16 protein-coding genes are annotated in these 18,595 nt (G+C 55.1%); 12 read left to right on the plus strand and 4 right to left on the minus strand.

Annotated features, from left to right (window positions below):
* The first annotated feature begins 137 nt into the window (after nucleotides 1–137).
* From FN037_RS09405 to FN037_RS09445, 9 genes are all read left to right on the plus strand, one after another.
* Nucleotides 138–977: an ABC transporter ATP-binding protein gene (locus FN037_RS09405; protein WP_138361274.1), complete on the plus strand. Its 840-nt coding sequence runs from the start codon at nucleotides 138–140 to the stop codon at nucleotides 975–977.
* A complete protein-coding gene (locus FN037_RS09410) occupies nucleotides 967–1,848 on the plus strand; it encodes an ABC transporter permease (RefSeq protein WP_142502085.1) in 882 nt (293 codons plus the stop codon). Before FN037_RS09405 ends, FN037_RS09410 begins: the two co-directional genes overlap by 11 nt.
* On the plus strand, nucleotides 1,848–2,918 hold the full coding sequence (locus FN037_RS09415; RefSeq protein WP_142502086.1) for an ABC transporter permease: 1,071 nt from the start codon (nucleotides 1,848–1,850) through the stop codon (nucleotides 2,916–2,918). Before FN037_RS09410 ends, FN037_RS09415 begins: the two co-directional genes overlap by 1 nt.
* Before the next feature lie 49 nt (nucleotides 2,919–2,967).
* Nucleotides 2,968–3,984: an ABC transporter substrate-binding protein gene (locus FN037_RS09420; RefSeq protein ID WP_138361271.1), complete on the plus strand. Its 1,017-nt coding sequence runs from the start codon at nucleotides 2,968–2,970 to the stop codon at nucleotides 3,982–3,984.
* A 36-nt stretch (nucleotides 3,985–4,020) separates the two neighbouring features.
* The gene (locus tag FN037_RS09425) at nucleotides 4,021–4,671 is read left to right on the plus strand and encodes a TetR/AcrR family transcriptional regulator (protein ID WP_260607831.1); all 651 of its coding nucleotides are present in this window, start codon (nucleotides 4,021–4,023) and stop codon (nucleotides 4,669–4,671) included.
* Nucleotides 4,672–4,913: 242 nt separating this feature from the next.
* Complete coding sequence (locus FN037_RS09430; RefSeq protein ID WP_142502087.1) at nucleotides 4,914–6,314, plus strand: NAD(P)-dependent oxidoreductase; 1,401 nt, start codon at nucleotides 4,914–4,916, stop codon at nucleotides 6,312–6,314.
* The gene (preA, locus tag FN037_RS09435; RefSeq protein ID WP_142502088.1) at nucleotides 6,307–7,611 is read left to right on the plus strand and encodes an NAD-dependent dihydropyrimidine dehydrogenase subunit PreA; all 1,305 of its coding nucleotides are present in this window, start codon (nucleotides 6,307–6,309) and stop codon (nucleotides 7,609–7,611) included. The genes FN037_RS09430 and preA overlap by 8 nt, the downstream gene beginning before the upstream one ends.
* Nucleotides 7,612–7,773: 162 nt before the next feature.
* Nucleotides 7,774–9,222, plus strand: coding sequence for a dihydropyrimidinase (hydA, locus tag FN037_RS09440; protein WP_138361268.1), 1,449 nt, complete (start codon nucleotides 7,774–7,776; stop codon nucleotides 9,220–9,222).
* 24 nt (nucleotides 9,223–9,246) lie between these two features.
* A complete protein-coding gene (locus FN037_RS09445; RefSeq protein WP_138361267.1) occupies nucleotides 9,247–10,533 on the plus strand; it encodes a Zn-dependent hydrolase in 1,287 nt (428 codons plus the stop codon).
* A 262-nt stretch (nucleotides 10,534–10,795) separates the two neighbouring features.
* On the opposite strand, the gene FN037_RS09450 is transcribed toward FN037_RS09445, so the two are convergent.
* Nucleotides 10,796–11,071 (minus strand): YeaC family protein, encoded by a 276-nt coding sequence (locus FN037_RS09450; protein ID WP_138361266.1) that lies wholly within the window; start codon nucleotides 11,069–11,071, stop codon nucleotides 10,796–10,798.
* A gap of 42 nt (nucleotides 11,072–11,113) precedes the next feature.
* Nucleotides 11,114–11,527 (minus strand): peptide-methionine (R)-S-oxide reductase MsrB, encoded by a 414-nt coding sequence (gene msrB / locus FN037_RS09455; protein ID WP_138361265.1) that lies wholly within the window; start codon nucleotides 11,525–11,527, stop codon nucleotides 11,114–11,116.
* A 352-nt stretch (nucleotides 11,528–11,879) separates the two neighbouring features.
* Here msrB and gapA point away from each other — a divergent pair, with 352 nt between their 5' ends.
* Entirely contained in the window at nucleotides 11,880–12,875 is a 996-nt protein-coding gene (gene gapA, locus FN037_RS09460) for a glyceraldehyde-3-phosphate dehydrogenase (RefSeq protein WP_138361264.1), read from the plus strand.
* Between the two features lie 336 nt (nucleotides 12,876–13,211).
* A complete protein-coding gene (locus FN037_RS09465) occupies nucleotides 13,212–14,087 on the plus strand; it encodes a D-hexose-6-phosphate mutarotase (protein WP_138361263.1) in 876 nt (291 codons plus the stop codon).
* Between the two features lie 283 nt (nucleotides 14,088–14,370).
* On the opposite strand, the gene FN037_RS09470 is transcribed toward FN037_RS09465, so the two are convergent.
* Nucleotides 14,371–15,225, minus strand: coding sequence for an aldo/keto reductase (locus tag FN037_RS09470; RefSeq protein ID WP_138361262.1), 855 nt, complete (start codon nucleotides 15,223–15,225; stop codon nucleotides 14,371–14,373).
* A gap of 93 nt (nucleotides 15,226–15,318) precedes the next feature.
* Nucleotides 15,319–16,065, minus strand: coding sequence for a MipA/OmpV family protein (locus FN037_RS09475; RefSeq protein WP_138361261.1), 747 nt, complete (start codon nucleotides 16,063–16,065; stop codon nucleotides 15,319–15,321).
* A gap of 427 nt (nucleotides 16,066–16,492) precedes the next feature.
* Between FN037_RS09475 and yeaG the strand changes: the two genes are divergently transcribed.
* Nucleotides 16,493–18,427, plus strand: a complete 1,935-nt coding sequence (yeaG, locus tag FN037_RS09480) for a protein kinase YeaG (protein WP_138361260.1) — start codon at nucleotides 16,493–16,495, stop codon at nucleotides 18,425–18,427.
* Nucleotides 18,428–18,595: the final 168 nt, after the last annotated feature.

Below are 18,595 nucleotides of genomic sequence, written 5' to 3' on the forward strand. Positions count from 1 at the left end.
CATTTGCACCAAACTGGTCATCAAAAAACCTTATTATGCGGCGAATGCGCCACAAATAGCGCCATTTCATGACTGGCACAAAAATGGCATGGGGATACAAACTTAACCAGTTAGTCAAAAAAAGGGGGAGACCGGGAATGAGCCAGTTGATCTACGCAGAGGAATCTGCGGTCGTGCCGTTGAAACCGATAACCGCCACCGCACGCCCTGCCATCAGGGTAAACCAGGCCAACGTGATTTACCCGGCGGCCGATCAGCCAGTGCATGCGCTGAAAGATATTAATCTGACCATTCGCCAGGGGGAGTTTGTTTCGTTTATCGGCCCTTCCGGTTGCGGTAAAACAACCTTATTGCGCGCCATTGCCGACCTGGAACCCATCACCTCCGGTGAAGTGCTGGTTAATGATATGTCGCCTTCAGAAGCCCGGCAGGGGGGCGCATACGGGTATGTTTTTCAGGCTCCGGTGCTGTTGCCATGGCGTACCGTACTGGCAAACGTCAAACTGCCGCTACAAATCCAGGGTATGCCGCCGGAGCGCTGCGACGACATCGCCCGTGAACAACTGGCGCGTGTCGGGCTGAAAGGGTTTGAGAAAAAATACCCGTGGCAGCTTTCCGGCGGCATGCAGCAGCGTGTCTCCATCGCCAGAGCGCTGGGTTTTGAACCTAAAATCCTGATGATGGACGAGCCCTTTGGTGCGCTGGATGAACTGACCCGCGACAACCTCAACCAGCAATTACAGCAGTTGTGGTTTAACGAACAACGCACAATGGTCTTCGTGACGCACTCCATTTCCGAGGCGGTATACCTCTCTACCAAAATCGTGGTGATGTCGCCACGTCCAGGGCGAATTGTGAAGGTAATTGAGTCGCCGCTGCCTGCAGAACGTTCCCTTGCCATTCGTGATACGCCGGCATTTTTGCAGCTTGCCGCCGATGTTCGCAAGGCGCTGGTGGAGGGACATCATGAGCATTAGCCAACGCCTGCATCTCTATGCTCTGCCCGTCGGCAGCGTACTCCTGGTGGCACTGTTCCTCTGGTATGTACTGGCCTTCGCGCTGAACGCACCGGGCGTGATCGACCGGGTATTGACCCCGCGCGGCGCATGGACCAGCCGTGATTTGATCGTCGCCGCCCTGAACGCCACCCGCCCGCTGCTGCCAGCGCCGCATCAGTTGCTTGTCGATATCTGGAACAGCCTGACGCAGTGGCCGATCGACTCGCCGAGAAATTTGTTACTGCACACATGGGTCACCGCCAGCGCGGCGCTGACCGGTTTCGCAATGGGGGTGGTATTGGGTGTTCTGCTGGCCATCGGTATAGTGCACTCGCCCACACTGGATAAGGCGCTGATGCCGTGGATCGTCGCGTCGCAAACCATTCCGGTCCTGGCTATCGCCCCCATCGTATTGATTATCCTCGGCAGTCTGGGGATCACCGGCATGTTGCCAAAAGCGACCATCGCCATGTACCTGTGCTTTTTTCCGGTCACCATCTCCATGGTGCAGGGACTGCGTTCGCCGCAGAAAATGGAAATGGAACTGGTGCATACCTACGCCGCACGACGCGCCGATATTTTCTGGGTGGTTCGTCTTCCCTCCTCGCTACCCTATCTTTTCCCTGCGTTTCGCGTCGCCATCGCCAGCGGTCTGGTCGGCACAATGGTGGCGGAGTTACCGACTGGCGCACAGGCCGGGCTGGGGGCGAGACTGCTGACCGGCTCCTATTACGGCAATACCATTCAGATTTGGTCTGCGCTGGTGATGGCGTCACTGCTGGGCCTGACATTGACCGGGATGGTCACGCTGACTGAACGGCTGGTGATGCGCCAGCGTAAGGGGGCGTAATGAAAAAGCACGCGATTCCTGGCTCGCTACTGTTAGTAAGCGCGTTTATCGTCGCTATCCTGGCGCTTATTCAGTTAAGCGCCGCTGACCATACGTTTTCTGCACTCCGCCTCAATGCGCTGCTGCTCATTGCCTGTGCGCTGTTGGCCTGCTCAACAAAAAGTTTGCGCAACCTGCTCTTTGCGGTCGCGCTCGTTGTCAGCGCGCTCTGGCTGGCGGTATTACCGTTTAATGGCATGCTCACTCTGGCCCTGGCGCTGCTCGCCGCGGTGAGCGTACAACGTCTGGCCAGCGCGCCGGTTCCACCTGCAGCCGTCGCCGCGTTACTCGGCGTCTGGTTGCTGTGGTTCTGGCAGATTCTGGTCAGCGGATTTGCCGTTCCCCAGGTTATCCTGCCCGCCCCGCTTGATATCCTCACCGCGTTAATCGACAGCGCTTCGCTGCTGGCGGGCGATCTGGTGCAGACCGTTCTCAAATCGGTGCTGGCGGGTTATCTGCTGGGCTGCGGCGCAGGCATTGGCGTGGCGCTGCTTATCGACAGGCTTCCCTTCCTGCAGCGCGGGCTGCTCCCGGTCGCCAGTCTGACCAGCACGGTGCCGCTGGTGGGCGTCGCCCCTATCGCCGTGATGTGGTTTGGTTTCGACTGGCCGTCAAAAGCCGCGGTGGTGATTCTGGTGACCTTTTTCCCGGCGCTGGTCAGCACGCTGGCCGGACTGAAAGCGAGCGACAAGCTGGAGCAGGAATTGATGTACTGTTACGCTGCCACGCCTCATCAGCAGTTGCGCATGCTGCGCCTTCCCGCCGCAATGCCGTTTATTTTTAACGCCCTGAAAGTGAACGCCACCCTGGCGCTGATCACCGCCATTGTCGCCGAATATTTTGGCTCCCCCACCGCCGGGCTGGGCTTTCGCATCTCCACAGAATCGGCGCGAATGCATATGCCGGTGGTGTGGTCGGCGATTGTGGTGTCGTCACTGGCCGGTTCGCTGATTTACACCGTGCTGGTGCGCCTCGACAGACGCATAAATTTCTGGCATCCCTCGATTCGCGGGATGGCGGCGGAAAAGTAAAACAACATAAAAACATGATGATGCACACACTAACCCGAGGAGTTATCCCATGATGAAACGTTCCGCTTTTCGCCGGGGGTTGTTGCTGGCGGCAATGTCTGCGGCATTGACTTTTTCAGCATACGCAGCAGAGAAAGTGACGCTGCAGTTGAAATGGGTGCCACAGGCACAATTTGCTGGCTACTACGTGGCGCAGGAAAAAGGGTTTTATAAAGACGAAGGGCTGGATGTTACGATCAAACCCGGCGGAACGGATATTTCTCCGGTCCAGGTGATTGCCGGGAAATCCGCAGATGTGATCGTTAACTGGCTGCCTGATGCGCTGGCCTCACGTGAAGCGGGCGTTCCGCTGGTCAATATTGCCCAGATCTTCAATCGTTCCGGCATGATGCTGACCTGTAAAAAATCGAGCGGGATTAAAACCCCCGCCGATTTCAAAGGCAAAACCCTGGGTGTCTGGTACGGCGGCAACGAGTACCCCTTCTTCAACTGGATGAACAAGCTGGGACTGAAACCCGGCACCGATATTACTATTCTCAAACAAGGCTTTAACGTTGACCCACTGTTACAGGATCAGGCAGCCTGTATCTCCACCATGAACTATAACGAATACTGGCAGTTGATCGATGCGGGCCTGAAAGAATCGGATTTGATCACCTTCCCGTACGAGGATCAGGGCGTATCCACGCTGGAAGACGGGCTGTACGTGCTGGCTCCGAGCCTGAAAGACCCGGCGTTCGTCGCCAGAATGGCGAAGTTCCTCAAGGCATCGTTTAAAGGCTGGGATTATGCGGTGAAGCATCCGCAAGAGGCAGCGAAAATCGTGGTAGCGGAAGATGCTTCCGGCGCGTCTACCGAAGCGGTGCAAACTCGCCAGATGGAAAACGTGGCAAAACTGATCACTAATGCCAACACGCCGCAAATTGGCTATCTCGATCCGGCGGCTTATCGCCATACGATTGATGTCCTGCTACATAGCGGCGGCGATACCCCGGTGATTAAAAAAGACCCGGGTGACAGTGCGATGACCCATATCGTCTGGGATGCCGCGGCAAAGCTGAAATAGTCCTCCCGCCAGGGACGGCGGATTTCACCGGAGCCAATGATGAATGAAAGTCTGCTGGGCGGCATTGAGGTATCGCTGGAAAAAGGGCGTATTCGCCAGGATAACGAAGCCATCATAATGGCTGCCGCCGAACGCGTCTTTGCCTGTTACGGATTTCGCGGCGCCACCATGCAACAGATCGCCGACGCAGCCGACCTGCCAAAGGCCAATCTTCATTACTATTTTGGTCACAAAAAAAACCTCTATCTGCGCGTACTGGAGTGCATTCTGCACGACTGGCTGGCGCCGCTGGAAGCGATCTCGGCGCATGCGGATCCCAAAACGGCGCTGGAAGAGTATGTCCGTAAAAAGATTGGCTTTAGTTTTTCTCGCCCTGAAGCCTCCCGCCTGTTTGCCAACGAAATCCTTCAGGGCGCGCAGGCTGTTCATCCGCTATTAAAGACGCAGCTCAGGCGACTGGTGGAGGAGAAGGCGCGCATTCTTGATGGCTGGATTTCACAGGGTAAGCTGCGGCAACTGGATACCACCCATTTCTTTTTTACCGTCTGGGCGATAACCCAAACCTACGCGGATTTTGATATTCAGATTGCCGCCGTACTGGGGGAAGATTCGCGCAGTGCGGCAGCGCAGTCGCGAACAACAGAACATGTATTGCGCTGCGTTTGCCGCATCTGCGGCCTGGAATGATTGACGACTTCTGCCGCAATATGCAGCAAACAGCGGCAAATATGGTGCAAATTGCACCAAAAAATACCACAAAAAGGCATGCTGCATTATTCACAACGCCCTACCTTCCTTAATTTACACGCTCTGCGGCGAACCTGCTGGAAATGGCACGTAATTAGCATGGTTATTACGTGAAAACTTAACCATCTGGTCAAGATTTTAAACGCAGGGAGAGATAACCCTGCTAATCATTCAGGAGAAGCATGATGAGCGACTGTTCAGGTATCGATGCCCCCGGACGCCAGGCCGCCCGGCTGGCGCCCGACGCGTATGCGCGTGAGTTTGCGGACTGCGCGCCCCCGTTAACCGCCTCGCAGGCGGTGATTGAAGCGGAACGCTGTTACTACTGCTTTGATGCCCCCTGCTCCCGGGCCTGCCCGGCCGATATCGATGTACCGAGCTTTATTCAACGTATCGCCCAGAACAACAATCGCGGCGCGGCGGAGGTCATTCTGCGAGCCAATGTGTTAGGCGGGATCTGTAGCCGCGTCTGTCCGACAGAAACATTATGCGAACACGCCTGCGTGCGTCACGCGCGAGACGGTCGCCCGCTCAATATCGGACTGCTCCAGCGCTATGCCACGGATGATTTCTTTGCACATCCCGGTCAGCCGCTATTCATCCGTGGGCCTGAAACAGGGAAACGGATTGCCGTGGTTGGCGCGGGTCCGGCGGGGCTGACCGTCGCTCACCAGCTGGCGGTTGCGGGTCACAGCGTGGATCTCTTCGATGCCCGCAGTAAAGCCGGCGGTCTCAACGAATATGGTCTGGCCCGCTATAAAGTCACCGATGGTTTCGCCGCGCGGGAAGTGGCCTGGTTGCTCTCCGTGGGCGGAATTACGCTGCACGCCGGAAAAACCCTGGGGAAAGAGATCAGCCTCGCCCAACTGCAGGCCAGCCATGACGCGGTATTCCTCGGCCTTGGGCTGGCGAGCGTGAATCAACTGGAAAACACTGGCACAGAACCTGACGGTATTTTTGAAGCGGTGGATTTTATCGCCGATTTACGCCAGTGCACAGATCTGAGGCAAATCCCTGTCGGCCGTAAAGTGGTGGTCATTGGCGGCGGTATGACCGCCGTTGACGCCGCCGTACAGGCAAAAAAACTCGGCGCGCAGGACGTTACCCTTGTTTACCGCCGCGGCGAAGCGCAAATGAAAGCATCGGAAAAAGAGCGGCAGTGGGCGCAACTGAACGGCGTAACGGTGCGTCTGTGGGCCACCCCGTTGCGGTTCGAACAGCGCAACCATCAGCTTACGGGCGTGACGTTCAGCGTAACGCGCGAGGATGTTCAGGGGACCGCGACCAGCGGCGAGACCTTCACGCTGGAAGCCGACATGGTGCTTAAAGCCATCGGTCAGACTTTCGAATGTTCCCCGGTCGGGCAAGCCGTGCAGTTAAAACAGGGACGCATCGCCACCGATGAGAATGGCCGCACCTCGCTGGCCGGCGTCTGGGCCGGCGGCGACTGCTGTGCCGGCGGTCTTGACCTGACGGTCGACGCCGTGCGCCAGGGCAAACTCGCTGCCCGCTCTATCTCTCTGGCCCTCGCCATCAACGACGCCGCTAACGCCATCTCTTTTCAGGAGCATGCCCATGGCTAGTCTGCACAGTGATTTTCTCGGCATTCAAAGCCCCAATCCATTCTGGCTGGCGTCTGCGCCGCCTACCGATAAAGAGTACAACGTGGAACGCGCTTTTCAGGCCGGATGGGGCGGCGTGGTATGGAAAACGCTCGGCTTAGATCCCCATGTGGTTAACGTTAGCGGGCCGCGCTACGTCACTCTTGCTGGCGGCGACCGCCGCGTTATTGGTCTGAATAACATTGAATTGATCACCGACCGTTCTCTGGCCATCAATCTTGAGGAAATTACCCGTATCAAACAGCGATGGCCGGACCGGGCTGTCGTGGTATCGATCATGGTGCCCTGCGAAGAGGAAGCGTGGAAAACCATTTTACCGCAGGTTGAAGCCACGGGCGCAGACGGTATCGAACTTAACTTTGGCTGCCCACACGGCATGAGTGAGCGAGGAATGGGCGCCGCAGTGGGCCAGGTGCCGGAATATATCGAGATGGTCACCCGCTGGTGCAAGCAATATTGCCGCCTGCCGACGATCGTCAAACTGACGCCGAACATCACCGATATTCGCTATCCGGCCCGGGCCGCGAAGGCGGGTGGCGCTGACGCTGTTTCGCTGATCAACACCATTAATTCGATCATCGCCGTCGATCTTGAGCAGATGTTGATGTTACCGCACACCGGTAATCAGGGCTCGCATGGCGGCTACTGCGGTCCGGCAGTGAAGCCCATAGCGCTGAATATGGTCTCGGAAATTGGCCGCGATCCGCAAACCCGCGGTTTACCGATTTCCGGCATTGGCGGTATTGCGACCTGGCGCGATGCGGCGGAATTCATCGCTCTGGGGTGCGGGACGGTGCAGGTGTGTACCGCGGCGATGGTGCATGGTTTCCAGATCGTGCGCGACATGATAAGCGGCCTGGAAAACTATATGGATCAAAAAGGGTTCCGGACCCTTGAGGACTTCCGCGGCATGGCGCTGCCGAGCGTCACTGACTGGCGCTATCTCAATCTCAATCATGTGAATAAAGCGGTCATCGACCAGGCGTCGTGTATCAAGTGCGGGCGCTGCCACCTGGTTTGTGAGGACACGTCGCATCAGGCGATTACCGCCATCACCGGGGAAACCCGGCATTTTGAAGTGCGTGAGGAGGATTGCGTCGGCTGCAACCTTTGCGCCTCAATTTGCCCGGTTGAGAACTGCATTTCACTGCGCAGCCTGCAGCCTGGCGAAAAAGATAAACGGACTGGAAAAGTGGTGACCGATGTTTACGCCAACTGGACCACGCACCCCAATAACCCGCTGACCACCCCGGCGTAATGGGCGGCGGCGCGGTCGGTTCCCCCTCACCCTGCCCCGGCGCCCTCAAGGGAGAGGGTGAAAAACAGAACCGCGCTGGTAAGCGCCGCCTCGCCGGGGAGCGAGTCAGGCTGAGGGGAAAAGACCATAACCCATCAAACAAAGCACTACAGGAGAAAACGAATGCGTAACCTGTTGATTAAAGGCGGTACTGTCATCAACGCGGACCATCAGCGCCGCGCCGACGTGCTCTGTGTCGATGGCATCATCGCGGCCGTCGGCGATGCATCTCAGTGGGATATTCCCGTTGACACCGAAACCCTCGACGCTGGCGGATTGTACGTGATGCCTGGCGGCATCGACCCGCATACCCACATGAACTTCCCGTTTATGGGTACCACCACCGTCGATGACTTCTACAGCGGCACTGCGGCCGCGCTGGCGGGCGGTACAACCACCCTCCTCGATTTCGTCATCCCTAACCCACAGCAGCCGCTTATGGAGGCCTATCAGCAGTGGCGGGGCTGGGCGGAAAAAGCGGCAACGGATTACAGCTTCCACGTCGCCATCACCTGGTGGGACGAAAGCGTGCGCCAGGATATGGGAACGCTGGTACAACAGGAAGGCGTCAATAGTTTCAAGCACTTTATGGCCTACAAAAACGCCATTATGTGCGATGATGAAACGCTGATGAACAGCTTTCGTCGTTGCCTCGAACTAGGCGCCATGCCGACGGTACACGCGGAAAATGGCGAGATGGTATACCTCCTGCAACAAGAGATGCTTAAGCAGGGTATCACTGGCCCGGAAGCTCACCCGCTCTCTCGTCCGCCGGAAGTCGAAGGGGAAGCCGCTAACCGCGCCATCACGGTGGCCAGTATTATGGGAGTGCCGATTTATGTGGTACACGTCTCATGTCGCGAATCTGCCGCAGCCATTGCCCGCGCCCGCGCCAACGGGCAGCGCGTCTATGGCGAAGTGCTGGCGGGACATCTGGTGATTGACGATAGCGTCTATCGCCATCCGGACTTTGGCTTCGCCGCCGCCCACGTTATGAGCCCGCCGTTTCGCGAAAAATCCCATCAGGCGGCGCTGTGGCACGGCCTGCAATCCGGTCAGCTTCACACGACGGCGACCGACCACTGCACCTTCTGCGCCAGCCAGAAAGCGGCGGGCAGGGATAATTTCGGCAAAATTCCGAACGGATGCGGCGGTGTGGAAGAGCGCATGGCCGTCATCTGGGATGCCGGGGTTAATAGCGGACGCCTGACGCCAGGCGAATTCGTGGCAATTACCTCAACGAATACCGCCCGTCTCTTCAATATCTACCCGCGCAAAGGCTGTGTTGCACAAGGCGCGGATGCCGATCTGGTCCTCTGGGACCCGGCTGGCAGCAAAACGCTTTCCGCCAGCACACATCATTCGCGCAATGACTTCAATATTTTCGAAGGCCGGACGGTCACCGGCATCCCTGTTTTTACCATTAGCCAGGGCCATCTGGTATGGGCCGATGGCGAACTGCGCGCCCGTGAAGGGGCGGGTCGCTATATCAAACGTCCGGCATTCGGCCCGGATTTCAGCGCCGCAGCGGCATGGGAGCGCCAGCACGCCCCGCAGGCCGTCGCCCGTTAATCACCTGACATTGAGGAAACAATCATGAACAGTGAAGTCATTTCACCAGACACGAACCGCATTGATATCAGTGACCTGAGGATTGATGGCGAACGTTTGTGGCAGTCATTAATGGATCTCGCACACATTGGCGCCACGCCCAAAGGCGGGGTCTGCCGTTTAACGCTGACTGACCTTGATCGCCAGGGGCGTGATTTAGTCGTCGGCTGGGGTAAAGCGGCCGGGCTGTCGGTCGAAATAGATCAAATCGGCAACGTCTTTATGCGCCGACCTGGCCAGAACAACACCCTGCCGCCGATTGTCGCGGGTAGCCATATCGACACCCAGCCAACCGGAGGAAAATTCGATGGCAATTTCGGCGTACTCTCGGCGCTGGAAGTTATCCGTACCCTTAACGATCGCAATATTGAAACGGAAGCGCCGATTGAGATGGTCTTCTGGACCAACGAAGAAGGATCGCGTTTTGTGCCGGTTATGATGGGGTCCGGGGTTTTCGCCGGCATCTTTCCGCTGGAGATGGCCTATGCGGCAACCGACACCGAAGGTAAATCGGTAAAAGATGAACTGTCCAATATTGGCTATGCGGGCGAGGTGGTCCCCGGCACCCACCCGATAGGCGCCTACTTTGAAGCGCATATTGAACAAGGCCCTATTCTTGAAGATCAGGATATCGCCATTGGCGTGGTACAGGCCGTACTGGGTATTCGCTGGTATGACTGCATCGTCACCGGGATGGAGTCCCATGCGGGCCCCACGCCGATGGCGCTGCGTAAAGATGCTTTGCAGGTCGCCACCCATATTATGCAGGAAGTCATCAATATTGCCGGGCAATTTTCTCCGCATGGACGGGGAACCGTCGGTATGGTGCAGGTGCATCCAAACAGCCGCAACGTGGTGCCCGGCAGCGTGAAATTCTCCATTGATTTTCGCAACATGACCGATGCCGACGTTGATAACATGGACGCGGCGTTAAAAGCGTACATTGCCGAAATCGCCCAGAAGAGCGGACTGAATGTGGAACTTAAACAGGTCTCACACTATCCTGCCGCCCCTTTTCACCCGGATTGCAAAGAAGCCGTACGGCGGGCTGCGCAAAAATTAGGTTACTCTGCGATGGATATCGTCTCCGGTGCAGGACATGATGCCGTGTATATGAGCATGCTCGCGCCGACCGGTATGATTTTCATTCCCTGCAAAGATGGCATCAGCCACAATGAGACGGAGTACTCATCACCGGAACAGGTTGCGGCTGGCGCAAACGTACTGTTACACGCGATGCTGGAAAAAGCCGGGGTAGTCTCGCGGGAGTAATCGCCCTGCTTATAAACGCCGATGGCTGGCGACCGCATAGTGCGGGTCAGTTAAGCGAGCCATCGGTTTTTTCGCCAGCGTGAATCACTTTTTTAACGTGGTTTTGACGAAAGTGGCGCCCTTTTCGTTCGCCCCCATGCCCGGCATTGCGCTGAAAACCTGCCGCTGCGCGGTCAGGTCGGATTTCCTTCTGACGACTTTCACAACAACACAGCGCGGGCAAATGACGCTTTAGCCAGGCCACTACCGGATCCGTCGAGATTCAGGATTTAAACCGCGCAATAGGCTCCGGCGTGATGCCAAACTCAACTTTTAATTGCTGTTTGCTTTTCATCACCATCTGCCCGTTCGTATCAATGGTCATATGTTGCGCATCAACGTTATGCCGGGCCTGCCACAACATCACCAGTTGCAGGCTGTTTTCTTTCTGCTCCGGGGTTAACGCCACCCCATCGGGCCATTTTCCCAGTTCCACCGCCGTCGCCAGGCGCTGATAAACTTCCGGCGTCATACTGCTGATAATTTGTTCGATATCCATTTGTCGCGCCTTAAGATTGGAATAATTAGCTGAATCGTTTTTTCAACCCTTGATTTGCTCACCATTTTCATCGTTAGTGAAGCTCAGGGAAGCGGAATTAACACAAAAACGTTCACCGGTGGGCTGTGGGCCATCCGGGAAAACATGACCAAGATGCGCATCGCAGTTTCCGCAGCGAATTTCCGTGCGTTGCATACCGTGAGAGTCATCATTCAGGTAGCGGATCGCATCCTCACTTACCGGCTCATAAAAGCTCGGCCAGCCACAGCCCGAATCATACTTACTCTGGGAGTGAAACAGCGCGGCATCGCACACCAGACAATGGTAGACGCCATCTCGTTTGTTGTGGAGGAGCCGCCCGGTGAACGGCGGTTCAGTACCGTGATTCTGCGTCACGTAAAACTGCATCTCGGTCAGGTTTTTTTTAAGCGCATCCGCGGTGGGTTTATTCGACATTGGCTTGCTTCTCGCTCTTGCTTTTCGCTATGTAAGAACACCTTCTTTACGCCGATTCTAACAAAATATTAACAATGAAATGTAGACTTTTGTTCTAAACTTAGGCAATGCCATAAGGCAGGCAGATAATTGTGACGCACATCACAACTTTATCTTAATCGCCCTTTAAAATTCCGCGCGCTGCCCCCATATGGAATCGAGCTCAAAGGGAAAGTGAGGCAAATCAATCGCGCAGAGGCCGGCTTAGTATTGATTTGTCGCAATGATTGACACGATTCCGCTTGACGCTGCGTAAGGTTTTTGTAATTTTACAGGCAACCTTTTATTCACTAACAAATAGCTGGTGGAATATATGACTATCAAAGTAGGTATCAACGGTTTTGGCCGTATCGGTCGCATTGTTTTCCGTGCTGCTCAGAAACGTTCTGACATTGAGATCGTTGCAATCAACGATCTGTTAGACGCTGACTACATGGCTTACATGCTGAAGTATGACTCCACTCACGGCCGTTTCGACGGTACCGTTGAAGTGAAAGACGGTCATCTGATCGTTAACGGTAAAAAAATCCGTGTTACCGCTGAACGTGATCCGGCTAACCTGAAGTGGGACGAAGTTGGTGTTGACGTCGTTGCTGAAGCAACCGGTATCTTCCTGACTGACGAAACCGCGCGTAAGCACATCACTGCTGGCGCGAAAAAAGTCGTTCTGACTGGCCCGTCCAAAGACAATACGCCGATGTTTGTTCGCGGTGCTAACTTCGACAAATACGCAGGCCAGGACATCGTTTCCAACGCCTCCTGCACCACCAACTGCCTGGCGCCGCTGGCAAAAGTCATCAACGACAACTTCGGCATCATCGAAGGCCTGATGACAACCGTTCACGCGACCACCGCAACTCAGAAAACCGTTGACGGCCCGTCTCACAAAGACTGGCGTGGCGGCCGTGGCGCGGCTCAGAACATCATCCCGTCCTCTACCGGCGCAGCTAAAGCGGTAGGTAAAGTCCTGCCGGAACTGAACGGCAAACTGACCGGTATGGCGTTCCGCGTTCCGACTCCGAACGTATCCGTTGTTGACCTGACCGTTCGCCTGGAAAAAGCGGCTTCTTACGAAGACATCAAGAAAGCGATCAAAGCTGCCTCCGAAGGCCCGATGAAAGGCGTTCTGGGCTACACTGAAGACGACGTTGTTTCCACCGATTTCAACGGTGAAGTTTGCACTTCCGTGTTCGATGCTAAAGCAGGCATCGCGCTGAACGACAACTTCGTTAAGCTGGTTTCCTGGTACGATAACGAAACCGGTTACTCCAACAAGGTTCTGGATCTGATTGCCCACATCTCCAAATAAGCTGAGATGAGAAAGTAATCTGTAAGAGCGACTTCGGTCGCTCTTTTTTTTGATCTGAAGAGCTATCCGTCATGCTTCAGGTAGCAGGTATAATATCGCCTGCGTTCACTCATCCGGATCACTGACTAATGTAAGCTCATCGGGCGTAATCAGGGACATCCAGCTTCCTGATCGCAGGCAATCCACGGTTGGACAAATCGGGTACTGACGAAATTTGCCCTTCACTCGCCGCAGGATTCACCTGTGACTTTGCCCTCAGGGCCAGCTAAGCGCTGCGCAAAACGGTTACGCGTTTTGTCCAGTTCCCGCATGATTTAAGATAAAAAGGATTGTGTAATGATTAATAAAATTTTTGCTCTCCCGGTTATCGAACAGCTTACCCCCGTTCTCTCTCGTCGCCAGCTTGACGACCTGGAGCTGATCGTTATTGACCATCCGCAGGTCAAGGCATCTGTTGCTTATCAGGGGGCTCATCTGCTCTCGTGGAAACCTGCCGGAGAAGAAGACGTGCTGTGGCTCAGCGACAACACGCCGTTTAAACATGGCGTTGCCCTGCGCGGCGGTATTCCTGTTTGCTGGCCATGGTTTGGCCCTGCCCGGCAGCCGTCCCATGGCTTTGCGCGTATCCTGCCGTGGACGCTTAAAGGCCACGATGAAGATGAACACGGCGTGATGCTGACGTTTGCTCTGCACAGCAGCGATGAAACCCGGAAATACTGGCCCCATGATTTCACGCTGTATGCGCGTTTTAAACTGGGCCAGAGCTGCGAGATTGAGCTGGAAGCGCACGGCGAATTTGAAACCACTTCCGCCCTGCACTCTTATTTCAACGTCGGCGATATTGCGGCAGTGAAAGTGAGCGGTCTGGGCGACCGTTACATTGACAAAGTTAACAACTCAGAAGAAGGGGTATTAAGCGACGGCGTACAAACCTATCCTGACCGTACTGACCGGATTTATCTGAATGCTGAATCCTGCAGCGTGATCCATGACGATGCGCTACGTCGCAATATCAACGTTATTCATCATCATTACAGCAACGTGGTGGGATGGAACCCGGGGCCTGCGCTTTCACAAAGCATGGGCGATATGCCGGACGAGGGTTACAAGACCTTCGTTTGCGTCGAAACCAGCTGCGTGACCGTGCCGCAGAAGGCCAGCGAGGAGAATCCATCGCGGCTGGCGCAAACTATTCGCGTGGTGAAATACTAAATACGGCGAACTCTGCGGGCTGATAACCGTTGTCTGTGTTCTGAATAATTCGAGTTGCTGTTCAAAACGCGTCACCGTTCTGAACAGCGCTTGCGCTGGCTTCAAAGGTGTGCGTCCGCAGGCCGGTTCACACGGCGGGTATAATCAATCCCCGCACGACTCAGGGGGATCGGAACGGCTTCTGACCCAAATCCCCAAAAAACACAATTCCCTCTGATTTCCGGGCAAAGCCCGCCCTGGGATTGACTCAACTGAACGACATTACGCCCGTCCGGCACCGTCTTTACACAATATCCAGCGGCGTTTTTCTTCCTGGCGCCGGATAAGCGCGATCCAGGCTCGCCCGTTCCTCAGCGGACAACACGATCTCCAGCGCAGCGGCATTTTCCGTTACATGCTCAATACTTGCCGCCTTTGGAATCGCCAGCACGCCCCGATGGCTAATCACCCACGCCAGCAGCACCTGCGCCGCCGTCAGCCCTCTCTGCTGCGCAATACTTTTCACAACAGTATGATTTAAAAGCCCATTGCGCAGCCGACCGGCCTGGGCCAGCGGACAATACGCCATCACCGGCAACCGTTGCTGCTGGCACCACGGCAGCAGGTCATACTCGATACCGCGAGAGGCCAGGTGGTAGAGCACCTGATTCGTCGCGCACTGCTCACCGCCAGCCACCTGCCACAACTGCTGCATATCATCGTAATCAAGATTCGACACGCCCCAACGGCGAATTTTCCCCTGAGCAACCAGGGCCTCCATTCCCTCCACCGTTTCCTGCAGAGAATAATCACCGCGCCAGTGCAGTAAATAGAGATCAAGGTAGTCGGTATTCAGGCGACGCAGACTGGCTTCACAGGCGCTGACCAGCTTGCGCCCCCCGGCATTCCACGGATAAACCTTTGACACCAGCACCACGCGATCGCGCTGCCCGTGAATCGCCTCTCCAACCACCTCTTCCGCGCCACCATCTGCGTACATTTCGGCGGTATCGATAACCGTTAACCCGAGGTCGATGCCCGCGCGTAGTGCAGCCACCTCCTGCGCACGCCGCGCCCGGTTTTCCCCCATATACCAGGTTCCCTGTCCAATGACGGGAACTGTCGGATGCTCGCCAAAACGTATTGCCCTTTCTGCCATACATACCTCCCGCAATTTCATTGCACAACCATAATGCAAAACAGGGCGTTTCGCCCTGTTTTGATGCATGAATTGCCCTGTTATAAAGCACAATCAGAAAGAGTAAGTGATTCCGGTAGAAATCAGGCCGCTCCAGGATTTATCCACCATCGGACTATCGGTGATTTCGTCAGACAGGCGGGTATAACGCGCGACGCCGTATACGCTCCAGTCGCCGAGGAAACGATAGTTTGCCGACAGCTCCAGATACGGATTCCAGCTGCTGTCAGGATCGTAGCTGCGCATACCGCTACGAGTGGACTCATGGCGCGAAACACCGTAGTAGTACTCATTCTGGTTATCGCTATTCCATTGAACGCCAACGCCCGGCGTAAGCGTCAGATTCCCGTTGCTATAGCGATACAGCCAGGCCAGATCCCACACAATGCCGTTGCTGTTATCCAGCGTATCGCCAGCCAACGAGGTACGCAAGAAACCGTACTGCGTATTGTGAATATAGGCAAGCCCGGCCATCATCGTGGATTTTCGCTTATCCAGACGACGCATTTGCTGACTGTCGCTGTCACCCGGCTTAAAGTACATTGGCGACCAGTACGCGGTCACCGAAAGCTTATCGTTAGTATCATTCCACAGGTAGTAACCACCACCTAAACCCCGAAACCAAACATTATCACTCTCATAATTAATAACCGGCACCGGGTAGACATCAGTATCATACTGTTTATAAGGGCGTTCAACGATCCCCACACCCGCTCCCAGACTGAGCTTTCCCTCGGCGTGAACAGCAGATGCTGACGTTGCCATCAATGCACCCAATGCCAGAAGTTTGATTTTAGTCACGATCCATATTCCTGTTGTCAACTTATCTGCGCACGCAGTTTAACGTTGTAAACAACATGTCTCAAATTCTTTACCTGTCATTACATTGAACTCACCAATTTCTCACCACCAGATGACCGCTGGCTGACAATCCAATGACAGTGCAATGACGCCCCGAGTCTGACCCGGGCGACAACAGGACGTTATTCCGGATGAGTTATTGATATGTCATTGAAATTGATTCGCCATGCCATGCAAGTTTTCCAAATGCATCTAAGCTTTAATTTAGAAGAAGTAAATCCGGGGCACGTTATTCACCGACTTCGCCAACCTGGCATAAGGGTTGCTGGAGAATCAGTGAGCGTTGTGCGGCTTACCTCTTCCGGGGGCTCCCACTATTCATATGAACGGCTCTCAACCTGTGCTAAAAACGAAAGGACGGCATGCCATGAATATATTCGATCACTATCGCCAGCGCTATGAAGCTGCCAAGGACGAAGAGTTCACACTGCAGGAGTTTCTTACCATTTGTCGGCAAGATCGCAGTGCTTATGCTAACGCAGCAGAAAGATTGCTGATGGCTATCGGTGAGCCGGTCATGGTCGATACGGCCCTGGAACCCAGGCTATCCCGTCTCTTTTCAAACCGGGTCGTTGCACGCTATCCGGCGTTTGAAGAGTTTTACGGTATGGAAGATGCCATTGAGCAGATTGTTTCCTACTTAAAACACGCCGCTCAAGGGTTAGAAGAGAAGAAACAGATTCTGTATTTGCTGGGGCCTGTGGGCGGCGGTAAATCATCGCTGGCCGAACGCCTGAAGTCCCTGATGCAGTGTGTTCCGATTTACGTGCTTAGCGCTAACGGAGAACGCAGTCCGGTCAACGATCATCCGTTATGCCTGTTTAACCCGCGCGAAGATGCGCAGATCCTTGAGAAAGAGTACGGCATTCCAAACCGCTATCTGGGGACCATTATGTCGCCCTGGGCCGCCAAGCGCCTGCATGAGTTCGGCGGCGACATTACAAAGTTCCGCGTGGTAAAAGTGTGGCCATCGATTCTGGCGCAGATAGCCATCGCTAAAACCGAACCCGGGGACGAGAACAACCAGGACATCTCCGCGCTGGTGGGTAAAGTGGATATCCGTAAACTGGAGCATTACGCGCAGAATGACCCGGATGCTTACGGCTATTCCGGCGCCCTGTGCCGCGCCAACCAGGGGCTGATGGAGTTTGTGGAGATGTTTAAGGCGCCCATCAAGGTGCTGCACCCCCTGCTGACCGCGACTCAGGAGGGTAACTATAACGGTACCGAAGGGATATCCGCCCTGCCGTTTAACGGCATCATCCTTGCCCACTCCAACGAATCAGAGTGGGTGACTTTCCGTAACAACAAAAACAATGAGGCTTTCCTCGACCGCGTTTATATTGTCAAAGTTCCTTATTGCCTGCGCATTTCGGAAGAGATCCGCATCTATGAAAAACTGCTCAATAGCAGCGAGCTGAGCCATGCGCCCTGCGCGCCGGGGACGCTGGAAACGCTGGCGCGCTTCTCCATTCTGTCGCGCCTGAAAGAGCCGGAAAACTCAAGCATTTACTCGAAAATGCGCGTTTATGACGGCGAAAGCCTGAAAGATACCGACCCGAAAGCGAAATCCTATCAGGAGTATCGTGATTATGCCGGCGTCGATGAAGGCATGAACGGCCTGTCTACGCGCTTCGCGTTTAAAATTCTCTCGCGGGTATTCAACTTTGACCACACGGAAGTCGCCGCTAACCCGGTACATCTGTTCTACGTTCTGGAACAGCAAATTGAGCGCGAGCAGTTCCCCCAGGAGCAGGCAGAGCGCTATCTGGAATTCCTGAAAGGCTATCTGATCCCGAAATATGCCGAGTTTATCGGTAAAGAGATCCAGACCGCTTACCTCGAATCCTACTCGGAATATGGACAAAACATTTTCGATCGCTATGTCACCTACGCCGACTTCTGGATTCAGGATCAGGAGTACCGCGATCCGGATACCGGTCAGTTGTTTGACCGCGAATCGCTGAACGCGGAGCTGGAGAAAGTCGAGAAGCCCGCCGGGATCAGTAACCCGAAAGACTTCCGTAACGAAATCGTCAACTTCGTTTTGCGTGCCCGGGCGCACAACAGCGGGCGCAATCCAAACTGGACCAGCTACGAAAAACTGCGCACGGTGATTGAGAAAAAAATGTTCTCCAATACCGAAGAACTGTTGCCGGTGATTTCCTTCAACACCAAAACGTCAACCGATGAACAGAAGAAACACGATGACTTTGTCGATCGCATGATGGAGAAAGGCTATACGCGTAAGCAGGTTCGTCTGCTATGCGAATGGTATCTGCGGGTACGTAAATCATCCTGATAATAAGCCCGGCAGGCAATCTCTGTCGGGTTAATAACAGCGGCGAAGAACTCGTTAACTCGGGTTGTGGGATAAAGTGCGCTGAAGCCCGGACATGTAAGGGCATATACCCTGACTCTTTCACGTTACAGGACAACACGGCTAACCGTGTTGAACGGCGCTTACGCT

Source organism: Klebsiella sp. 2680 (assembly GCF_900198535.1).
GTDB classification, from domain to species: Bacteria; Pseudomonadota; Gammaproteobacteria; order Enterobacterales; family Enterobacteriaceae; genus Klebsiella; species Klebsiella indica.

Excerpts from the sequence above, each read along its gene's own strand:
- FN037_RS09465 (WP_138361263.1), top strand. The coding sequence starts at position 13,212 with ATGATTAATAAAATTTTTGCTCTCCCGGTTATCGAACAGCTTACCCCC.
- preA (WP_142502088.1), top strand. The coding sequence starts at position 6,307 with ATGGCTAGTCTGCACAGTGATTTTCTCGGCATTCAAAGCCCCAATCCA.
- FN037_RS09415 (WP_142502086.1), top strand. The coding sequence starts at position 1,848 with ATGAAAAAGCACGCGATTCCTGGCTCGCTACTGTTAGTAAGCGCGTTT.
- yeaG (WP_138361260.1), top strand. The coding sequence starts at position 16,493 with ATGAATATATTCGATCACTATCGCCAGCGCTATGAAGCTGCCAAGGAC.
- FN037_RS09470 (WP_138361262.1), bottom strand. The coding sequence starts at position 15,225 with ATGGCAGAAAGGGCAATACGTTTTGGCGAGCATCCGACAGTTCCCGTC.
- FN037_RS09410 (WP_142502085.1), top strand. The coding sequence starts at position 967 with ATGAGCATTAGCCAACGCCTGCATCTCTATGCTCTGCCCGTCGGCAGC.
- msrB (WP_138361265.1), bottom strand. The coding sequence starts at position 11,527 with ATGTCGAATAAACCCACCGCGGATGCGCTTAAAAAAAACCTGACCGAG.
- FN037_RS09425 (WP_260607831.1), top strand. The coding sequence starts at position 4,021 with ATGATGAATGAAAGTCTGCTGGGCGGCATTGAGGTATCGCTGGAAAAA.
- hydA (WP_138361268.1), top strand. The coding sequence starts at position 7,774 with ATGCGTAACCTGTTGATTAAAGGCGGTACTGTCATCAACGCGGACCAT.
- gapA (WP_138361264.1), top strand. The coding sequence starts at position 11,880 with ATGACTATCAAAGTAGGTATCAACGGTTTTGGCCGTATCGGTCGCATT.
- FN037_RS09405 (WP_138361274.1), top strand. The coding sequence starts at position 138 with ATGAGCCAGTTGATCTACGCAGAGGAATCTGCGGTCGTGCCGTTGAAA.
- FN037_RS09450 (WP_138361266.1), bottom strand. The coding sequence starts at position 11,071 with ATGGATATCGAACAAATTATCAGCAGTATGACGCCGGAAGTTTATCAG.
- FN037_RS09430 (WP_142502087.1), top strand. The coding sequence starts at position 4,914 with ATGATGAGCGACTGTTCAGGTATCGATGCCCCCGGACGCCAGGCCGCC.
- FN037_RS09445 (WP_138361267.1), top strand. The coding sequence starts at position 9,247 with ATGAACAGTGAAGTCATTTCACCAGACACGAACCGCATTGATATCAGT.
- FN037_RS09420 (WP_138361271.1), top strand. The coding sequence starts at position 2,968 with ATGATGAAACGTTCCGCTTTTCGCCGGGGGTTGTTGCTGGCGGCAATG.